Origin of the sequence: Bradyrhizobium sp. SZCCHNR1093, from assembly GCF_032381175.1 — a bacterium.
GTDB lineage: Bacteria > Pseudomonadota > Alphaproteobacteria > Rhizobiales > Xanthobacteraceae > Bradyrhizobium.
In genome coordinates this window covers 132534-151893 of record NZ_JAUHJJ010000001.1, presented here as the reverse complement: position 1 = coordinate 151893, position 19360 = coordinate 132534, and the positions used below count along the sequence as shown (strand labels likewise).

The following is a 19360-nucleotide window of genomic DNA, read 5'->3' as shown; positions in this document are numbered from 1 at the left end:
AATTAGCCTTAACAATGACTTGCGGCGGCCGTGGCGGTTTCGTGGTAATGATTGATCACATTTTTTGAATCCATCTTAGCTTTAAGGCGACTATAACCCGCGGGCTGACCGGAGGGGCTTGCGATGTGATTCGCCCCCGCCGGTAACGAAATCCAGAAGCCGTTGCTGGGGGTCATATGAGCCGTAACTATTTCGGGACCGATGGGATTCGTGGCCGCGCCAACGGCCTGATCACGCCGGAACTCGCGCTCAAGGTCGGGCAGGCCGCAGGTCTTCTGTTTCAGCGCGGCGAGCATCGCCACCGGGTGGTGATCGGCAAGGATACCCGCCTGTCCGGCTACATGATCGAATACGCGATGGTGGCCGGCTTCACCTCGGTCGGCATGGACGTGCTGCTGGTCGGCCCGATGCCGACGCCGGCGGTCGCCATGCTCACCAAGTCGATGCGCGCCGATCTCGGCGTCATGATCTCGGCCTCGCACAATCTGTTCGAGGACAACGGCATCAAGCTGTTCGGGCCGCAGGGCTTCAAGCTGTCAGACGATGTCGAGAAGCAGATCGAGCAGCTGCTGGACGAGTCGCTCGACAAGAAGCTGGCGCAGAGCGCGAGCCTCGGCCGCGCCCGCCGCATCGACGGCGTGCATGATCGCTACATCGAATTCGCCAAACGCACCCTGCCGCGCGACCTCTCGCTCGACGGCCTGCGCGTCGTGGTCGATTGCGCCAATGGTGCGGCCTACAAGGTCGTGCCCGAGGCGCTGTGGGAGCTCGGTGCCGACGTGATCTCGATCGGCGTGGAGCCGGACGGCTTCAACATCAACAAGGAATGCGGCTCGACCTCGCCGGAGGCATTGTGCCGCAAGGTGCGTGAAATGCGCGCCGACATCGGCATTGCGCTCGACGGCGACGCGGATCGCGTGATCCTGGTCGACGAGCGCGGCCACATCGTCGATGGCGATCAGCTGCTCGCGGTCATCGCGCAGAGCTGGAAGGAAGACGGCCGCCTGGCGCGCGCCGGCATCGTCGCGACGGTCATGTCCAATCTCGGTCTCGAGCGCTTCCTGCAGGGGCAAGGGCTCGAGCTGGTGCGCACGCCGGTTGGCGACCGCTATGTTCTCGAGCGCATGCTGGCCGACGGCTACAATCTCGGCGGCGAGCAGTCGGGCCATATCATTCTCTCGGACTACGCGACCACGGGGGACGGCTTCGTCGCCGCGCTCCAGGTGCTGGCGACGGTGCAGAGGCTGCGCCGTCCGGTCTCCGAGGTCTGCCATCGCTTCGATCCGCTGCCGCAGATCCTCAAGAACGTCCGCTATCGCAGCGGCAAGCCACTCGACGCGGACGAGGTGAAGTCGGCGATCGACACCGGACAGAAGCGCCTCAACGGCCATGGCCGACTGCTCGTGCGCTCCTCAGGCACCGAGCCGGTGATCCGCGTGATGGGCGAGGGTGACGACCGCGATCTGGTCGAGGAGGTCGTCGATGAGATCGTTGCTGCGGTCGGCAACGCGGCTGCGGCCGCCGCATAGTCATCAACCGTCATATTCGGCCCTTGCGGCCTGCCATCATCGTCTGATGGCAGGCCGTTTTTTTGGCAGCTTGTCGTCCTGCGCGCGAGAGCGGTGGGCTCGGGTCTGCCGGCGCGATCCGCGGCTCGTCGTGGAGCGGGCAGGGGCCAGGACAGGGCGATGCATCGATGAAATCGGCCAATCGCGGCGGGCAAGTCTGCCAATCTGTTACGTCGTGCCCGGGCTTGACCCGGGCATCCACGACGTTCCTTCCGAGCGCAACAAGGACGGGGCTGGCCGAGACAGGCCGGCCACGACGATGTGGGAGCAGACGGCGCAAAACGCAGATCGCCATATGCGATCGCTCCGTCTGGAGAGAGGCGACGTCGACAATTTTAAGTTGAACTAATTATTTGATGATTACTACGAAGACGAGACGGAGATGACGAATTGTTAGGAGGTGTTGCGCGGTCGTTAACGGTTCTTGTGCGCTCAGGAAATATCAACCTTAATAATTAGGGTTAAGCGCCGCTTAAGCATTTGGCGCGATTGTACGGTCGTCAGTTGTGATGTGGGGCCGGATTCTCGATCGCCTCACCGGCCAAAGGGACGAAGCCAATGCGTAGCGTTAAGTCTTTGATCGCCGCCGGAGCGGCCTCTCTGTTTTCAACTCTCGCCTTTGCGGCCGACATGCCCATCGCGCCTCCTCCGGTCTACGCGCCGCCGCTGGCGGCCGATTTCGGTGGCTGGTATCTGCGCGGCGACATCGGTTTCAGCAATCAAAAGGTCAAGGACGTTCATTACTCGCGCGAGTCCGCCTACACGCCGATGACGTCGTTCAACCAGACCTCGGCGTTCGACACCGCGGGCATCTACGGCGTCGGCGTCGGCTATCGCTTCAACAGCTGGTTCCGCGCCGACGTCACCGGCCAGTATCGCGGCAATTCGAACTTCAAGGCCACCGACCGCTTCAATGCAACGGCGGGCGGCGTGCCCTATAGCGGCATCGACAATTACAGCGGCAGCAAGTCCGAATGGCTGGTGCTCGCCAACGCCTATGTCGATCTCGGCACCTGGTGGTGCGTGACGCCGTTCATCGGCGCTGGTGTCGGCGGTGCGCGGGTGACGGTCTCGAACTTCACCGACACAGGCATCAACAACCTGCCGTTCACGACCACGAGCTTCGCGACGGCGCCGACCTCCTCGAAATGGAATTTCGCTTGGGCGGCCCATGCGGGTCTCGCCTACAACGTCAATCCGAACCTGGTGTTGGAGCTGGCCTACAGCTACGTCGATCTCGGTCAAGGGCAGACCGGCGTCCTGTCCGACTATGTCGGCAACACCACCGGCAACGTCTTCAAGTTCAAGGACATCACCTCGCACGACCTGAAGCTCGGCGTGCGCTGGAATTTCGACCAGCCTCCGCCGCCCCCGATGATGCCGCCCTTGATCCGCAAGGGCTGAGCCGAGCGGTCCTCATCACTGTAAACAATCAAGCGGCGCGGGCGTCCCGCGCCGTTTGGCGTTTCTGATCCCGCTGTTCGAACGCCTCCGCGCTGAAAGAATTTCCGTGCAGAGCGCTGCGACAACGAATGATTAAGGTTAACGCGCGATGATCGGAACAGAGAGTCAAGTGTTGATTGGAGCGTTGCGATGCGTAGCCTGGTGGTGGCGGTTTCGGTGTGCGGCATGATCTCCGCGGCGCAGGCCGCGGATTTGTCCGACCTTCCGATCCTGCGGGGCGGCCTGACCGAGGGGCTGAACAATTCGCGGGTCAACTGGGACGGCTATTACGTCGGCGTCCAGGGCGGCTACGGCTCGTCCGATGAGAATTTCAACGGCTCGACCAAGAACATCACGGCGGCGGTGCTTGCCAACACGCTGATCGAGAGCCAGATGCAGGTATCGTCGTGGAACCCCAATCTCGGCAAGCAGTCCTCGCGCGCATCTGGCTTCGGCGCCTTCGTCGGCTACAACAGTCAGTGGGACGACGTCGTGCTCGGCGTCGAGGCGAGCTATCTGCATGGCAAGTATGGCGGCATGGCCTCTTCGAGCCGCACGCTTGTCAGCACGGCCGCACTGTCTGACGGCAACTTTCACGCCGTGACCTCGACGCAGTCCTCGCAGATATCGATCACCGACATGGCAACGATCCGGGGTCGTGCCGGCTATGCAATGGGCTGTTTCCTGCCTTATGGGTTCTTCGGCCTTGCGCTCGGCAATGCAGATCTCGGCCAGTCCGTGACGGTTCAGGATCGAGTCAGCACCACTTTCCTCGGGACCTACACGCCGCTCGCGCCGCTCAGCGCCAACAACATTCAGCACAATCACCTGATCTATGGCTACAGCGCCGGTCTCGGCGTCGACGTCAATCTCGTCGGCGGCCTGTTTGCGCGGGCCGAATACGAATACATCCGCTTCACCTCGACCGTCGACACCAGCATCAACACGGTGCGCGCGGGCCTCGGCTACAAGTTCTGAGCTGTTTGCAAGCCTGTCCTGAAAGCTCATGTCCATCATGATCCGGCCTGCGCAACGCGACGACGTCGGCGCCATTGTCGCCATGCTCGCCGACGATCATCTCGGCCGGGCGCGGGAGCGTGTCGAGCAGCCGTTGCCGCAGTCCTACTACGACGCATTCGAGGCGATCGTGCGGGACGCGAATATCACCCTGGTCGTCGCCGTGGAGGCGGACAGGGTGGTCGGCTGCCTGCAACTCTGCATCCTGCCCGGGCTCAGCTCGCAAGGTGCGTCGCGCGCGCTGATCGAAGACGTTCGGGTCGCAATCGACCGGCGCAGCCGGGGCATCGGCGAGCAGCTGCTGCAATGGGCGATTGCCGAGGCCCGCAGCCGGCGCTGCAATCTGGTCGAGCTCATGACGCATCAGAGCCGCACCGACGCACAGCGCTTCTATGAGCGGCTCGGCTTCGCCAAAAGCCATTTCGGCATGGTGATGCGGTTCTGATCCAATCAGAGCGGCAGGCGGTAGGCTGCGACGGCGTTCGGGCCGAAGGCCTTGTCGCGGACCTCGGCACCGAGCCGGGTCAGGCAGTGCTCGAGCGCCTGCTTGATTTCGCCATAGCTGCCGGCGAGCAGACACACCGGCCAGTCCGAGCCGAAGATCAGCCTGTCGGCGCCGAAGCAGCGTGCGACGTGCGCGACATAGGGAAACAGCCGCTCGGCATCCCAGTCGGTCCAGACGGCTTCCGTCGCCAGCCCCGACACCTTGCACCAGACATTGCCGCAGGCCGCGAGCTCGGCGATGCGATCGGCCCAGTCCTGATCGAACCCGGTTACGATCGGCGGCTTGGCGGCGTGGTCCAGCACGAAGCGTGCTCTTGGAAACGCGCGGACGGTCGCGATCGCCGCCGGCAGCTCGCGCGTGCGCACCAGCAGATCGTAGGTCAGGTCGTGCGCGAGCACGATGTCGAGGCCGCGCCTGACATCGCCGCGATAGATCCACGCCGGATCGGCCTCGTCATGGACCTGGTGGCGGATGCCGACCAGCCTGTCGCCGCCGGGCAGGCCGCGCAGCCTGTCGATCGTCGACCCTACCGATGGATCGCTCAGGTCGACCCAGCCGACGACACCGGCGACGAACGGCGTCGCGTGCGCGATGCGCAGGAATTCCTCGGTCTCGTCGAGCGACGACCGGGTCTGCACCAGGATGCTGGCCTCGATACCATTCTCGGCGAGCCGCGGAGCAAGGTCGGCAGGACCGAACGGACGGCGGATCGGCGCCAGCGCGTCCCCGGCCATCCACGGATAGTCGGCGCGACCGGGATCCCAGAAGTGCTGATGCGCATCGATGACGCGGCTCATGACGCCTCTCCCGGCAGCGGTGCGCGGGCATCGATCAGATTGCTGGCGCGCAGGTCGCGCCAGAACGTGTCGGGGATTCGCGCCTGCGCCAACGCGATGTTGTCGGCGGCCTCCTGCGCATTGCGCGCGCCCTGCAGGCCGACGGTGACGGCGGGATGGGCGAGACAGAACTGGATCGCGGCGGCCTTGAGCTCGGTGCCGTGTTGCTTGCACAGGGCGTCGAGCTGGCGCGCGCGGGCCACCAAGGCGGCATCGGCATCTTCGTAGTTGAACTTCGCGGGCCCGTAAGGATTGGCGAGGATGCCGCTGTTGTAGATGCCGCCGAGAATGATGGCGATGTTCCTCGCGCGGCAGATCGGAAACAGCGCCGTCAGCGCGCCCTGGTCGAGCAGCGTGTAGCGGCCCGCCAGGAGAAAGCAGTCGACCGGAACGGCCTCGGCGAAGCGCGCCAGCATCTCCGACTGGTTCATGCCGGCGCCGATCGCCTTGATGCTGCCGTCGTCGCGCAGCCGCTGCAGGGCACGGAAGGCGCCAGCCACGGCTTCGTCATAGTGATCGTCGGGATCATGCACGAGCAGGATGTCGACGCGATCCAGGCCGAGCCGAACCAGGCTCTCCTCGACCGAACGCATCACGCCGTCGTAGGAGTAATCGAAGCGCGGCCGCAGCGGCGGTGCGCCCTTGTAGTGCGGATCTTCGCCCGAGGCGGCCGGGTCCGGCCGCAACAGCCGGCCGACCTTGGTCGAGATCACGTAGCTGTCGCGCGGCTGCTGGCGCAGAAATGCACCGAGCCTCTGCTCGGCGAGGCCGAAGCCGTAGAGCGGCGCGGTGTCGTAGAAGCGCACCCCGCGCGCCCACGCCGCAGCGATCGTGGCTTCGGCATCGCCATCGCTGACCGGCTCGAACAGGCCGCCGAGCGGCGCCGTGCCGAGGCCGAGGCGGGTGATGTCGAGCGGGCTCCTCCCGAGACGGACGCGTTCCATTCTTCTGTCCTTGTTGTTTGGCGCGTGCAGATCGCGTCATTGTGCATGGATGCGTTTGGCGAGACAATGACGTCGCTTGGTGCAGCACAACGAAGAGGAGGGGACGATGTCGGCGATCAATCCACTCACGGCCTTCGGTGTCGTGCTGGCGACTGCAGCGACCGACGCGGTCTACGTCATGTTCACTTCTGCGGTCGTTGCCAAGAGACGAGTGTCAGCGGCGACCTGGAGCTCGATCTGGTACATGCTGTCGTCCTTCGCCGTGATCAGCTACACCGAGAACTGGATCTACGTCGCGTTTGCGGCGGTCGGCTCCTGGATCGGCGCCTACGCCTCGATGACCTTCCTGCATCGTCCGCCGGCTGGTCAGGCACCGGTCGGTGCCGCACCGGAATGAATTGCATTCGCTTGCATGCCAGCACGACTGCGTGAACGCCGACAAGAGCGCGCGAAGTTCCTTGACGCGGAACGACCCTTCCCGTATTCACGCCGGCGGGACACCTCCCCCCAACGGGAGGCTTACTATCTGGAAGGATAGACGATGACTGCAGCGAAGCCCTCGCAGCGGCCTGCCGTGCCGCATTTCTCCTCCGGCCCTTGCGCCAAGCGCCCCGGATGGACCTCCGAAAATCTCAAGGACGCTCCCCTGGGCCGTTCGCATCGCGCGAAGATCGGCAAGGCCAAGCTCAAGCAGGCCATCGAGCTGACGCGCGATGTCCTCGAAGTGCCGGCCGACTACAAGATCGGCATCGTGCCCGCGTCCGACACCGGCGCGGTCGAGATGGCGCTATGGTCGCTGCTCGGTGCGCGGCCCGTCACCACGATCGCCTGGGAATCCTTCGGCGAAGGCTGGGTCAGCGACATCGTCAAGGAGCTCAAGCTCAAGGACGTCACCAAGCTGCACGCCGGCTATGGCGAGATTCCGGATCTGTCGAAGGCCGATCCCGCGAGCGACATCGTTTTCACCTGGAACGGCACCACCTCCGGCGTGCGCGTGCCGAATGCCGACTGGATCAGCGCGACGCGCGAAGGCCTGACGATCTGCGATGCGACATCCGCCGCATTCGCGCAGCCGCTCGACTGGCCGAAGCTCGACGTCGTCACCTTCTCCTGGCAGAAGGCGCTCGGCGGCGAGGCCGCGCATGGCATGCTCATCCTCTCGCCGCGCGCGGTGGAGCGTCTCGAGACCTACAAGCCGGCCTGGCCGCTGCCGAAGATTTTCCGCCTCACCAAGGGCGGCAAGCTCAATGCCGGCATTTTCGAGGGCGAGACCATCAACACGCCCTCGATGCTGTGCGTCGAGGACTATCTGGACGCGCTCAACTGGGGCAAGTCGATCGGCGGCCTCAAGGCGCTGATCGCCCGCGCCGACGCCAACACCAAGGTGCTGGCGGACTGGAAGGCGCGGACGCCGTGGATCGATTTTCTCGCCAAGGATCCCGCCATCCGCTCTAACACCTCAGTGTGCCTCAAGGTCGTCGATCCCGCGATCACATCGCTGTCGGCCGATGCCCAGGCGGAGTTCGCCAAGAAGCTGGTGTCGCTGGTCGAGAAGGAGAACGCCGGCTTCGACTTCGCGCACTACCGCGATGCGCCGGCCGGCCTGCGCATCTGGTGCGGCGCCACGGTGGAAGCCAAGGACGTCGCGCTGCTGACGCAGTGGATCGACTGGGCTTTTGCCGAAGCCAAGGCCGCGCTGCCCAAGGTGGCCTGACCCACGCTCGTCGTGCCGCCATTGCGAGCGCAGCGAAGCAATCCAGGGCCACGAAGAAAGCCTGGATTGCTTCGTCGCTCCGCTCCTCGCAATGACGAAATTCAAGACGCGTAGGGTGGGCAAAGGCGCGAAGCGCCGTGCCCACCATCAACGTCAACCGACGCGAAAGACGGTGGGCACGCTGCGCTTTGCCCACCCTACGATTCGATTGCTTCCACCCATTCCGGCGCCGATGCGCTGTCCCTCTCTCGCGAGAGGCGTGAAGGAACATCGTCATGTCCAAACCCAAAGTTCTCATTTCCGATGCGCTGTCGCCGGCTGCCGTGCAGATCTTCAAGGATCGCGGCATCGAGGTCGACTTCCAGCCCAATCTCGGCAAGGACAAGGACAAGCTCGCCGACATCATCGGCGACTATGACGGCCTTGCGATCCGCTCCGCGACCAAGGCCACGGCCAAGATCATCGAGCGCGCCAAGCGGCTCAAGGTGATCGGCCGCGCCGGCATCGGCGTCGACAATGTCGAGATCCCCGCGGCGACCGCCAAGGGCATCATCGTGATGAACACGCCGTTCGGCAATTCGATCACGACCGCCGAGCACGCGATCACGATGATGTTGTCGCTGGCGCGCGAGATCCCGCAGGCCGACGCCTCGACCCAGGCCGGCAAGTGGGAGAAGAACCGCTTCATGGGCGTCGAGATCACCGGCAAGACGCTGGGCGTGATCGGCTGCGGCAATATCGGCTCGATCGTCTGCGACCGTGCGCAGGGCCTGCGCATGAAGGTGATCGGCTTCGATCCGTTCCTCACCGAGGAGCGCGCGCTCGATCTCGGCGTCGAGAAGGTCGAGCTCGAGGAGCTGCTGAAGCGCGCCGACTTCATCACGCTGCACACGCCGCTGACCGACAAGACCCGCAACATCATCGATGCCGCGGCGATCGCCAAGATGAAGCAGGGCGTGCGCATCATCAATTGCGCGCGCGGCGGCCTGATCGACGAACAGGCGCTGCTCGAGGCCCTCGACAGCAAGCATGTCGCGGGTGCGGCGCTCGACGTGTTCGCCGAGGAGCCGGCGACCAGCAATCCGCTGTTCGGTCATGCCAATGTGATCTGCACGCCGCATCTCGGCGCTTCGACCACGGAAGCGCAGGAGAATGTCGCGCTGCAGATCGCAGAGCAGATGTCGGACTACCTGCTCACCGGCGCGATCTCGAACGCGATCAACTTCCCGTCGATCACCGCGGAAGAAGCGCCCAAGCTGAAGCCGTTCATCGCGCTCGCCGAGAAGCTCGGCTCGTTCGCGGGCCAGCTCACCGAAAGCAGCATCACCAAGATCCAGATCACCTATGAAGGCCACGTCGCCGAGATGAAGACCCGGGCGCTGACCTCGGCGGTGCTGGCCGGGCTGCTGCGGCCGATGCTGGGCGAGGTCAACGTGGTGTCGGCGCCGGTGATCGCCAAGGAGCGCGGCATGATCGTCGACGAGGTGCTGCGCGCCGGCGAGAGCGACTATGAGAGCCTGATCACGGTCGCGGTCACCACCGAGCACCAGGAGCGCGCGGTGTCGGGTACGGTCTACGCCGACGGCAAGCCGCGTCTCGTCGACATCAAGGGCATCCGTGTCGACGCCGAGTTCGGCAAGTCGATGATCTACGTCACCAACGAGGACAAGCCGGGCTTCATCGGCAAATTCGCAAGCCTCCTGGGCGACGCCAAGATCAACATCGCGACCTTCCATCTCGGCCGCGTGGCGCCGGGCAGCGACGCGATCGCACTGGTCGAGGTCGACGGTGCGGTGCCGGCCGAGCTGCTCGGCAAGATCCAGGCATTGCCGCAGGTCAAGCAGGCCAAGGCGCTGGCGTTCTGATGACGCGCTGGGGCGCGCGGTGCTTCTTGGTTGAATCGACTTAGCCGCTGGCCCAGTTCACCTCTCCCGTCAAGCGAAGCTTCGCTTCGCCAGAGCGGGGGAGGTCGGCGCGAAGCGCCGGGTGGGGGCTCCCTCCACTCGGGCAGCCTCAATTGAGGAGACACCCCCACCCCAGCCCTCCCCCGCAAGCGGGAGAGGGAGCGCACATCCTTCGCGGTTCGCAACCAGACCTCAACTCTTCACGCGCTGGGCCAAATTGACCGACCGGAAAGGGGCAGCACGGCACCGTGGCCGTGCTGCCCTTTTCTGTGCTCGTCTGTGCTCGACGGAATTTCAACGGCAAGCTTTGCGGTCGCACGATTTGAACCCGCGGACCTCTCGTGGCGTCTAACGCCCCGCAAGGGACCGGCTCATCCGGTTCTCAGGGGCGCTGGGATACGGAGAGATCGATGGCAATGCGAACGACGTGGCTGGTTACGACAACTCTCGTTCTCGGTGCCTCGCTGGCGGCGGCGCCGGGCCATGCGGCAAGCCTCGACACGACGTCCACCGTCGATGCTGTCACCGTGTATCCCGACGGCGCGACCGTGACCCGGGTCATCTCGCTCGACCTTCCCGCCGGCGACACGACGGCGATTGCCAAGGACTTCCCGCTCGGACTCGATGCGTCCTCGCTTCGTGTGGAAGGCGAGGCCGGCGCCAAGCTCGTGATCGGCACCGTCGACGCCAAGCCGCCGCGTGCGGCGCCGCCGGTCAACCTGCCCGACATCGACAAGCGCATCGAAGCGCTGAAGGACGAGCGCGCCAATCTCGATGGCACGATCGCCGCGGCCCTGGCGCGGAAGAAATTTGCCGAGCGTTTTGCCGAGGCGTCACCGGCCGGGCTCGGCGAGAAGGGCGAGGCGCGTCCGATCACAGAATGGCGTGCCGCGTTCGCCGCCGTTGCCGACGAGGTTGGACAGGCCGACGCGGCGATCCGTGATGCCGAGCGCAAGCAGCGCGAGATCGATCGCGAGATCGCGCGCCTGCAGGACAATCTCACGACGAAGCCTCCGAGCAAGCTGGAGGTGCGGATCGAATTGTCGGCTGCAGCAGCGACCAAGGCGACCTTGCGCGTGACCTACGCGGTGCGCAATGCCCGCTGGGTGCCGCTCTACGACGCGCGTCTCGACACGTCGGCGAAGGACCGCAAACCGGCTCTCGAACTGGTGCGACGCGCCGAGATCCAGCAGGCCACGGGGGAGGACTGGTCCGAGGTCGCGCTGACGGTTTCGACGGTGCGGACCGGACGCGGCGGCAGCGCGCCCGAGCTCAGGACGATCATCGCGCAATATCCGCCGCCGCCACAGCCAGCGCCGAAGCCGGCCGCCGTCAGCGCCGCGCGAGGACTCATGGAGAGCCGACAGGAGTTTCGCTTTGGCGGAGGGACGACGTTCGGAGATGTCGCGGACAAGGCCGTCGAGCAGCAGACGGTTGCGGAGATCAGCGCCTTTCAGACCGTCTTTCACCTCCCCGGACGCGTCAGCGTCGGTGCCAATGATGGCGCGAAGAGCCTGCGTATTTCCACCGCGACGATCACGCCCGAACTGACGATCCGTTCGGCGCCCGTCATCGATCCCACCGCCTACCTCGAAGCGAGCTTCCCGCAGAACGAGGAGGCACCGCTGCTGCCGGGCAAGGTCTCGATCTATCGCGACGGCATGTTCGTCGGCACCAGCAGACTGGCGTCGGCCGGCAAGGACGAGGTCGTTCATGTCGGCTTCGGGGCCGACGACAAAGTCAAGGTCGAGCGCAGTGTGGTCAAGCGCAACGAAGGCTCGGCCGGCCTGATCGTGACGACGGCGAAGATCGACGAGCGCACCTTCAAGACGACGGTCCGCAACGCTCACGACTTCCCGCTGAAGGTCGCGATCCAGGATCAGCTGCCGGTCAGCGAGAACGAGGAGATCGTGGTCGAGATGCTGTCCGCGACCACGCCGCCGACGTCGACGAACGTGCGCGATCGCCGCGGCGTCGTCGAATGGGTCATCGACGCCAAACCGGGCGAGGCCAAGGATATCGCCTTCGCCTGGCGGGTGCGCTGGCCGAAGGACAAGTCGATCGTGATGCAGCCGTCGGGTTGAAGCGGGGCGTGAGGCCACGGGCCGGCGCCGTTTGATCCATGACAAGCCGCCCGGTCCCGCTCCTGTTATGCGCGTGGGAACCCGTTCGATCACGTCCTGTCCGGCCGTGATCGAACTCGACCGAGAGCGCCGCCATGGAATCCGACCCGAACACCCGCAAGCAGGCCGTCGCCGTCGGCTACATCTTCCTCGCCGGCGTCGGCATGCTGCTGCTGCAATGGCTGCTGACGACCTACAACACGGTCGAAACCATTCCCTATAGCCAGTTCGAGCAGCTGATCGAGCAGGGCAAGATCACCGAAGTGGCGGTTGGCCAGGATACGATCCAGGGCAAGTTCAAGGACAAGCAGCCGGACGGCAAGACCTCGTTCATCACCACGCGTGTCGATCCGCCGTTGGCGGCGAAGCTTGCCGCGAAGGGCGTGACGGTGACCGGCGTACCCTCGGGCGGGCTGATTCAGGCGCTGCTGTCCTGGGTCGTGCCGGCGCTGATGTTCTATCTGATCTGGGTGTTCCTCGGCCGCAAGGTGATGGACCGCCAGGGCTTCGGCGGCCTGATGTCGATCGGCAAGTCGCGCGCCAAGGTCTATGTCGAGACCGACACCAAGGTGACCTTCGCCGATGTCGCTGGCGTCGACGAGGCCAAGTTCGAGCTGCAGGAGGTCGTGCAGTTCCTGAAGGATCCGAAGAGCTATGGCCGGCTCGGCGCACACGTGCCCAAGGGCATCCTGCTGGTCGGCCCGCCCGGCACCGGCAAGACGCTGCTCGCGCGCGCCGTCGCGGGCGAAGCGGGTGTGGCGTTCTTCTCCATCTCCGGATCCGAATTCGTCGAGATGTTCGTCGGCGTCGGCGCCGCGCGGGTGCGCGACCTGTTCGAGCAGGCGCGCAAGGCCGCGCCCTGCATCATCTTCATCGACGAGCTCGATGCCCTCGGGCGCAGCCGAAGCGGCGGCGGCCAGTTTGGCGGCTACGACGAGAAGGAGCAGACGCTCAATCAATTGCTGGCGGAGCTCGACGGCTTCGACCCAAGCTCCGGCGTCATCCTGCTCGCCGCGACCAACCGGCCGGAGATCCTCGATCCCGCACTCATGCGCGCTGGCCGCTTCGATCGGCAGGTGCTGGTCGACCGTCCCGACAGGGGCGGGCGGCTTGCCATTCTCAAGGTGCATGTCCGCAAGATCACGGTCGCCGACAGCGTCGATCTCGACAAGGTCGCGGCCCTGACGACCGGCTTCACCGGCGCCGACCTCGCCAACCTGATCAACGAGGCTGCGATCGCGGCGACGCGCCGCAAGGGCCACGAGGTGACGTTCGACGATTTCACGATGGCGATCGAGCGCATCGTCGCCGGCATCGAGAAGAAGAGCCGCGTGCTCAGTCCCGCCGAGCGCCGCCGCGTCGCCTATCACGAGATGGGGCACGCGCTGGTCGCAGCCAATCTCGTCGGCGTCGATCCGGTGCAGAAGGTCTCGATCATTCCGCGCGGCGTCGGCGCGCTCGGCTACACGATGCAGCGCCCGACCGAAGATCGCTTCCTGCTCGCGGTCAGCGAATTGAAGAACCGCATCGCCGTGCTGATGGGCGGACGGGCTTCCGAGCAGTTGATCTTCGACGGCGACGTCTCGACCGGTGCCGCCGACGATCTGCAGCGTGCGACCGAGATCGCGATCGAGATGGTCACCAAATACGGGATGGATGCGACCGTCGGGCAGCGCACATACGCGCCGCGTCCACAGGTCTCGTTCCTGCAGCCACAGGATCAGATCGTGTCGGCGGCGGAGGAGACCGGCCGCGAGATCGATCTCGCCGTGCGGGATCTGATCGCAGACGGCGGCGCCCGCGCTCGCGCGATCCTCGAAAGCCATCGCCCGGACCTCGAGCGCGGCGTCACGCTCCTGATCGCCAAGGAGACGCTGACCGCCGAGGAGTTTGCGCCGTTGCGGCCGGCCTCCGCTGCGGTCCCGGTCCGGGATGCCGTTGTCTCGAGCTGATCCGGGTTTCTACGGGGGGTGTTCGCAACCGAAATCTAACCATCGCCTGATCAGTTGACCAGCAGCTCACCTTGACAGATCGAGGTCGTCGATCGGGGACCGGGCGGAGTTCGTTACGTGCTGCTGAATAACCTGAAGATCGCCCCCAAGCTCGCCATCGTCGTCGGCGTGGCGATGCTGGGCCTTGCTGCGGCCGGTACGTTTGCCGGCACTCTGATGCAAAAGGAGATGGTCGACGCCCGCATCGAACAGTGCCGGGCGATCGTCGAGACCGCGCGTAACATGGCCATGGGCCTCATCAAGGAGGTCGAAGCCGGCAAGCTGACGAAGGAGGCCGCGCTCGACGAGTTCGTCAATCGCGCGAGAACGATGACCTTCGACAAGGGCATGGGTTATCTGTTCGCCTACACGATGGACGGCAACGTGGTGTTGTCCCAGGATCCGAAGCAGCGTGGCTCGAATGTGATCGATTTCGAGCTCAACGGCCGCAAGCTCGTCGTCGAGCTGCGCGACGGCGTTGCCAAGAACGGCGAAGTCACCTTGCACTACGAATATCTGCGTCCCGGTCAGGAGCAGCCGACCCGCAAGATCTCCTATGCGGTGATGATTCCCGGCTGGAATACGTTCGTGGGCACCGGCGTCTATGTCGACGATCTCGATGCGAAGATGAAGCCCCTGAAATGGCTGATCTGGATGGCCTGCGCGGGCATCGCGGTCATCGCCGGCGGGATCGCCTGGCTGATCAGCCGCAGCATCAGCGTGCCGCTCGATCGTCTCGGCATCCGCATGCGCGAGATCGCAGATGGCCGGCTCGATGGCGAGATTCCCGGTGTCGGCCGCGGCGACGAGATCGGCGGGATGGCCGCCACCGTCCAGATCTTCAAGGACAACGCGCTGCGGATGCGCGAGCTCGAGCAGGCCGAGGCCGCCACCCAGCAGCGCGCGGCCGCCGAGCGGACCGCGGCCATGCAGAACCTCGCCGCCGACTTCGAGCGCAGCGTCAACGGCATCGTCCGCTCGGTGGCGTCGGCGGCCGAGAGCATGCAGCACACCGCGCAATCGATGACCTCGACCGCGAGCGATGCCAGCTCGCGCGCCTCGACCGTCAGCGCCGCCACCCAGAGCGCCAATGACAATGTCGGCACGGTCGCGGCCGCGGCCGAAGAGCTGTCGAGCTCGGTCAATGAGATTTCGCGCCAGGTCGCCCGTTCCAGCGAGATTGCGAGCAAAGCCGTGGGCGACGCGGAGCGCACCAATGCGACCGTTCAGGTGCTGTCGACCGGCGCCGAGAAGATCGGCGAGGTCGTCAAGCTGATCCATTCGATCGCGGCGCAGACCAACCTGCTGGCGCTGAACGCCACCATCGAAGCCGCGCGCGCCGGCGAGTCCGGCAAGGGCTTTGCCGTCGTCGCCTCGGAGGTGAAGGCGCTCGCCAACCAGACGGCGAAGGCGACCGAGGAGATTTCGGCACAGGTCGCGGCGATGCAGACCTCGACCCAGGATGCGGTCACCGCCATCAGCGGCATCACCCAGACCATCGCGCAGATGAGCGAGATCACCAATTCGATCTCGACCTCGATCGCGCAGCAGGGCGACGCGACGCGCGAGATCGCCCGCAACATCCAGTCCGTCGCTGCAGGCTCCAACGAGATCAGCGCCCATATCGGCGGCGTCACCAAGGCGGCGGAAGCGACCGGCATGGCTGCCTCCGAAGTGCTGTCGAGCGCGCGCGAGCTCGACAGCCAGTCGGGCCTGCTGCAGCAGGCCGTCGATGGCTTCATGGCGAAGGTGCGAACGGCCTGATCAGGTCAGGGCGCGCCGTTGATCCGGGGCTCTCGGATCAACGGCGGCCGTCAAGTCGTAGGCGTGCCAGCCGTCACTTGGCTTTGAGGAAGTCGCCGACCTCCAGCAGCACGAACTCGTTGTCGTCGGCCTTGTTGGGATCCCGGCTGGACGAGAACGGCAGGTTGTTGTCGTTGCCGACGATGATGTGGGTGTCGTCGACGCGGTCGACATTCTCGATCGTGAAGAACGGGAAGGCGAGCACGCCGTCGTTGAGCGGCTTGCGCGCCTTTTTGTCCGGATCCTTGATCTTCATCAGGTCGATAGAGGCGATCTTGCGGACCGGCTTGCCGACGTTGGCGTCGGACAGCTCGATCTTGTAGACGCGCTTGAACTTGGCGAGATCGGGAAAGCAGTTGCCGCCGCGCGTGCCCTGCGGGCAGGCCTTGTCGCTGGTGCCCTCGCCATTGTCGCGCTCGATGATCAGACCCTGGGTCGGATCGATCATGTTGAAATCGCCGATGGCGTTGCCGTTCTGCTCGAACACATACTGCCAGTAGCGGCCGGTGAACTTCTCCGCGGCGACGTCGAATTCGAGGATGCGCGAGGCTTCCTTGCCGTCGACCTTCTCCCAGTCCTTCTTGTCGGTGTCCCACAGCGGACCTTCGAGCAGGCCATAGATGAACTTGCTGTCCACCGACGACGCAAAGCCTTCATATCCCTTCGAGCGCCGCAGGTTGACGTTGGTATAGGTGGCGCCGGGCGCGGCCGGCGACTGCACCGCCCAGTGGTCGGGCGAGCGCACCGGCTTGCCGTCCGCGATCGTTTCAAACACGGCAAGCACCTTGCCGGTCCTGTCGGCCTTGATGACGTAGGGACCGAATTCGTCGCCGATCCAGAGATTGTCGCCGATGATCTGGAAGCCCTCGGTATCGAAATCGGCGCCGGTCAGGTAGCGCTTGGAAGTGTCCTCGTGCACGATGCGGAAGGGCACCTTCTTGTCGGGATCATGCAGGAAGATCGTCTCGAGCCGCTCGACCTTGCCGCTGGTCCAGTCGATCTTGTGGTGGTTCAGATAGAGCATCGAGTCGGGCGAGTTGTAGCGCGAGCCCATGCCGTTGTCGGTGAGGACCCAGAACGTGCCGTCGGCCATCTTCTTGATGCCGGAGTGGCCCTGGAGAGGTTGTCCCTTGAACGGGAGCGACACCCCGGTCGGACGCTCATAGGACTTGCCCATCACGCTGCCGATCGCGTCGATGCGCTTGCCGGTGGTGTATTTGCCGGAGGTCTTGAGATCGTTCGGGGCATCGGCCGGCGCCTCGACGAAGGACTCGGCCGGCATCACGGCATGGCCGGAGAGCGTCGCCGGGAATTCGCCTTCGCCCTGGGCGAATGCGGAGCCGGCGCTGAGGACCATCGCGGCCACGGTGGTAAGAAGATATCGATGCATGAAAAGCCTCCTGGGAGCTTGAACACGCGCCGTTCTGAACAGGAGGCCTGACGCGCCGCTGACATTTCGATGACAGCCGGATGATGCAGGCCGGTCGTCATGAGGCGTCTTGCCGCACGCTCATTGGTCGGGTTGGTGACCGGCCCGCGTCTGCGGGATCGGGACCCGCGAGGCGACGATCACGCCGGCGATGACCAGCGTGTAGCCCGCGAGATGGAACGGCTTGAGCTCCTCTCCAAGCAGCAGGATCGCCAGCACCGAGCCGAACAATGGCACGAGGTGCAGGAATGGCGCGGCGCGGTTCGGTCCGATCAGGCTGATGCCGCGATTGAAGAACAAATAGGCCAGCGTCGAGGCGAAGACGACGACGTAGCCGAGCGTCGCGATCGACAGCAGGTCGGGCGCGAGCACGAACCCGGACGAATATTCCCAGACCGCCAGCGGCAGCAGCAGAACGGCACCGAGGGCCGTGCAGGACGAGATCAGCGACAGTTGGTGCACCGCCGGCCGCCGCGTCATGGCGGCGGAGTAGAGTCCGAACACCAGCAAGGCGCCGGCGAACATCAGGTCACCGCGGTTGAACTGGATGCCCGCGAGCGCGCCGAGATCGCCGCGCGTCAGGATCACCAGCACGCCGCTCAGCGACATCGCGATGCCTGCGAACTGGGCCAGGCTCAGCCGAACGCCGAACAGCAACAGCGACCACAGCGCCACGAACAGCGGCGTCGACGATTGAATCAGCAGCCCGTTGAGCGCCTGGGTGTATTGCATGGCCCAATAGGACAGCGCGTTGTTGATCGCGAACCCGGTCAGCGCCAGCAGCAGTAGAAGCGGCCAATGCGCGAGCAGCGTTCGCCGGTCGCGCGCCAGGTGCGCGCGTGCGAACGGCCACAGCATCAGGAAGGTCCCGATCCAGCGGATGCACGAAAGCGTCAGGGGCGGCACGTGTCCGGCGACGTAGCGCGCGAGCACGATGTTGCCGGCCCAGAACAGCGAAGCCAGCGTGAGCAGCACATAGGGCTGGTTGTTGAGCCAGGCGAGCGGCGATGATGGCTTGATGTCGTCGACGGACAAGGGAGGCGGGTCGCTCTGACGCGGAAGCGCGCAAGGTGGGCCAAATCGCGGCGCAGCGCAATGCGCTGCCGGGGATTGGTGCCATGCAGGAGCCGTCGCCCGGGAGCAGTGCCTCACGTCGCTTGTTTTCGCGACGCCACGAACACGCCGGCCAGCACGAGGACGAAGCCGATCACGTGAAAGATCTGCGGCTGCTCGCCGAGGAACACGAAGGCCATGATCGAGCCGAACACCGGGACCACGTGAAAGAACGGCGCGGCGCGATTGGCGCCGATCAGGAGCACGCCGCGATTGAAGCAGAGATAGGCGATCGTCGAAGGAAAGATCGCGACGTAGAGCAGCGACAACAGGTTCTGCGCGTCGAGCGCCATGACCGGTCGCGCGTTGAGTTCCCAGATCAGCAGCGGAATGAGGCTGGCTGCGCCGCAACCGAAGGTGAAGGCGACCATCGACAGGCCGTGGATCTGCGGCCGCTTGATCGTCAGCACCGAGTAGAAGCCGAACACCGCCATCGCGAGGAGGAAGATCAGATCCCCTCTGTTGAAGCTGATGTCGGCCAGCGCGGTGGGGTGACCGCGCGTCAGGATGAGCAGCACGCCCACGAGCGACAGCACGATGCCGATGGCCTGCGCCAGGGTCAGGTGCACGCGCAACAGCAGCATCGACCAAATTGCCACGATCAGCGGACCAGCCGACTGCAGCAGCAGGGTGTTGAGTGCCTGCGTATATTCGAGCGACCAGTATTGCAGCGTGTTGAAGGCGCCGATGCCCGTCACGGACAACGCGATCATGATGCCGAGCCGCGACCGGATCGCGGGCCAGTCCTGGCGCAGTTGTTTCCAGGCGAGCGGCAGGATCAGCAGGAAGGCGAGCGACCAGCGCAGGAACGACAATGTCACCGGCGGGATGTGGCCGGCGGCAAGCCGCCCGACGATCGAGTTGCCGGCCCAGCACAGCGCCGTGATGCTGAGCAGCACATAGGGCTGGTTGGCGATCCAGGCGCGCGCGGGCGCGGCGGACGCGGTGGGATCGGCGGCGGACATGCGGC

15 protein-coding genes are annotated in these 19360 nt (G+C 65.1%); 10 read left to right on the top strand and 5 right to left on the bottom strand.

The features are described from left to right. Window positions 1-176: 176 nt before the first annotated feature. The 4 genes from glmM (at window position 177) to QX070_RS00715 (ending at window position 4473) form a co-directional block, all read left to right on the top strand. Entirely contained in the window at window positions 177-1529 is a 1353-nt protein-coding gene (gene glmM / locus QX070_RS00730; protein WP_315733925.1) for a phosphoglucosamine mutase, read from the top strand. Window positions 1530-2126: 597 nt separating this feature from the next. Then, on the top strand, window positions 2127-2972 hold the full coding sequence (locus QX070_RS00725) for an outer membrane protein (RefSeq protein WP_315733924.1): 846 nt from the start codon (window positions 2127-2129) through the stop codon (window positions 2970-2972). A gap of 189 nt (window positions 2973-3161) precedes the next feature. Next, complete coding sequence (locus QX070_RS00720) at window positions 3162-3989, top strand: outer membrane protein (RefSeq protein WP_315733923.1); 828 nt, start codon at window positions 3162-3164, stop codon at window positions 3987-3989. Between the two features lie 28 nt (window positions 3990-4017). Beyond that, a complete protein-coding gene (locus tag QX070_RS00715) occupies window positions 4018-4473 on the top strand; it encodes a GNAT family N-acetyltransferase (RefSeq protein WP_315733922.1) in 456 nt (151 codons plus the stop codon). 5 nt (window positions 4474-4478) lie between these two features. Here the strand turns inward: QX070_RS00715 and QX070_RS00710 are convergent, their stop codons facing one another. Both QX070_RS00710 and QX070_RS00705 read right to left on the bottom strand, forming a co-directional pair. Further along, window positions 4479-5330, bottom strand: a complete 852-nt coding sequence (locus QX070_RS00710; RefSeq protein WP_315733921.1) for an amidohydrolase family protein — start codon at window positions 5328-5330, stop codon at window positions 4479-4481. Then, window positions 5327-6313: an aldo/keto reductase gene (locus QX070_RS00705; RefSeq protein ID WP_315733920.1), complete on the bottom strand. Its 987-nt coding sequence runs from the start codon at window positions 6311-6313 to the stop codon at window positions 5327-5329. The genes QX070_RS00710 and QX070_RS00705 overlap by 4 nt, the downstream gene beginning before the upstream one ends. A gap of 106 nt (window positions 6314-6419) precedes the next feature. Between QX070_RS00705 and QX070_RS00700 the strand changes: the two genes are divergently transcribed. From QX070_RS00700 to QX070_RS00675, 6 genes are all read left to right on the top strand, one after another. After that, the gene (locus QX070_RS00700) at window positions 6420-6710 is read left to right on the top strand and encodes a hypothetical protein (protein ID WP_315733919.1); all 291 of its coding nucleotides are present in this window, start codon (window positions 6420-6422) and stop codon (window positions 6708-6710) included. Between the two features lie 144 nt (window positions 6711-6854). Beyond that, window positions 6855-8027, top strand: coding sequence for a phosphoserine transaminase (locus QX070_RS00695; protein WP_315733918.1), 1173 nt, complete (start codon window positions 6855-6857; stop codon window positions 8025-8027). A gap of 275 nt (window positions 8028-8302) precedes the next feature. Beyond that, entirely contained in the window at window positions 8303-9892 is a 1590-nt protein-coding gene (gene serA / locus QX070_RS00690) for a phosphoglycerate dehydrogenase (RefSeq protein ID WP_315733917.1), read from the top strand. Window positions 9893-10347: 455 nt separating this feature from the next. Further along, window positions 10348-12015, top strand: coding sequence for a mucoidy inhibitor MuiA family protein (locus QX070_RS00685; protein ID WP_315735653.1), 1668 nt, complete (start codon window positions 10348-10350; stop codon window positions 12013-12015). A gap of 134 nt (window positions 12016-12149) precedes the next feature. Then, window positions 12150-14006, top strand: coding sequence for an ATP-dependent zinc metalloprotease FtsH (ftsH, locus tag QX070_RS00680; protein ID WP_315733916.1), 1857 nt, complete (start codon window positions 12150-12152; stop codon window positions 14004-14006). A 117-nt stretch (window positions 14007-14123) separates the two neighbouring features. Beyond that, a complete protein-coding gene (locus tag QX070_RS00675; protein WP_315733915.1) occupies window positions 14124-15809 on the top strand; it encodes a methyl-accepting chemotaxis protein in 1686 nt (561 codons plus the stop codon). Window positions 15810-15882: 73 nt separating this feature from the next. On the opposite strand, the gene QX070_RS00670 is transcribed toward QX070_RS00675, so the two are convergent. The 3 genes from QX070_RS00670 to QX070_RS00660 all read right to left on the bottom strand — a co-directional run bounded on the left by QX070_RS00670 (window position 15883) and on the right by QX070_RS00660 (window position 19355). Then, the gene (locus QX070_RS00670; RefSeq protein WP_315733914.1) at window positions 15883-17238 is read right to left on the bottom strand and encodes an esterase-like activity of phytase family protein; all 1356 of its coding nucleotides are present in this window, start codon (window positions 17236-17238) and stop codon (window positions 15883-15885) included. A gap of 120 nt (window positions 17239-17358) precedes the next feature. Then, on the bottom strand, window positions 17359-18312 hold the full coding sequence (locus QX070_RS00665) for a DMT family transporter (RefSeq protein ID WP_315733913.1): 954 nt from the start codon (window positions 18310-18312) through the stop codon (window positions 17359-17361). A 113-nt stretch (window positions 18313-18425) separates the two neighbouring features. Beyond that, the gene (locus QX070_RS00660; protein WP_315733912.1) at window positions 18426-19355 is read right to left on the bottom strand and encodes a DMT family transporter; all 930 of its coding nucleotides are present in this window, start codon (window positions 19353-19355) and stop codon (window positions 18426-18428) included. Window positions 19356-19360 lie beyond the last annotated feature (5 nt).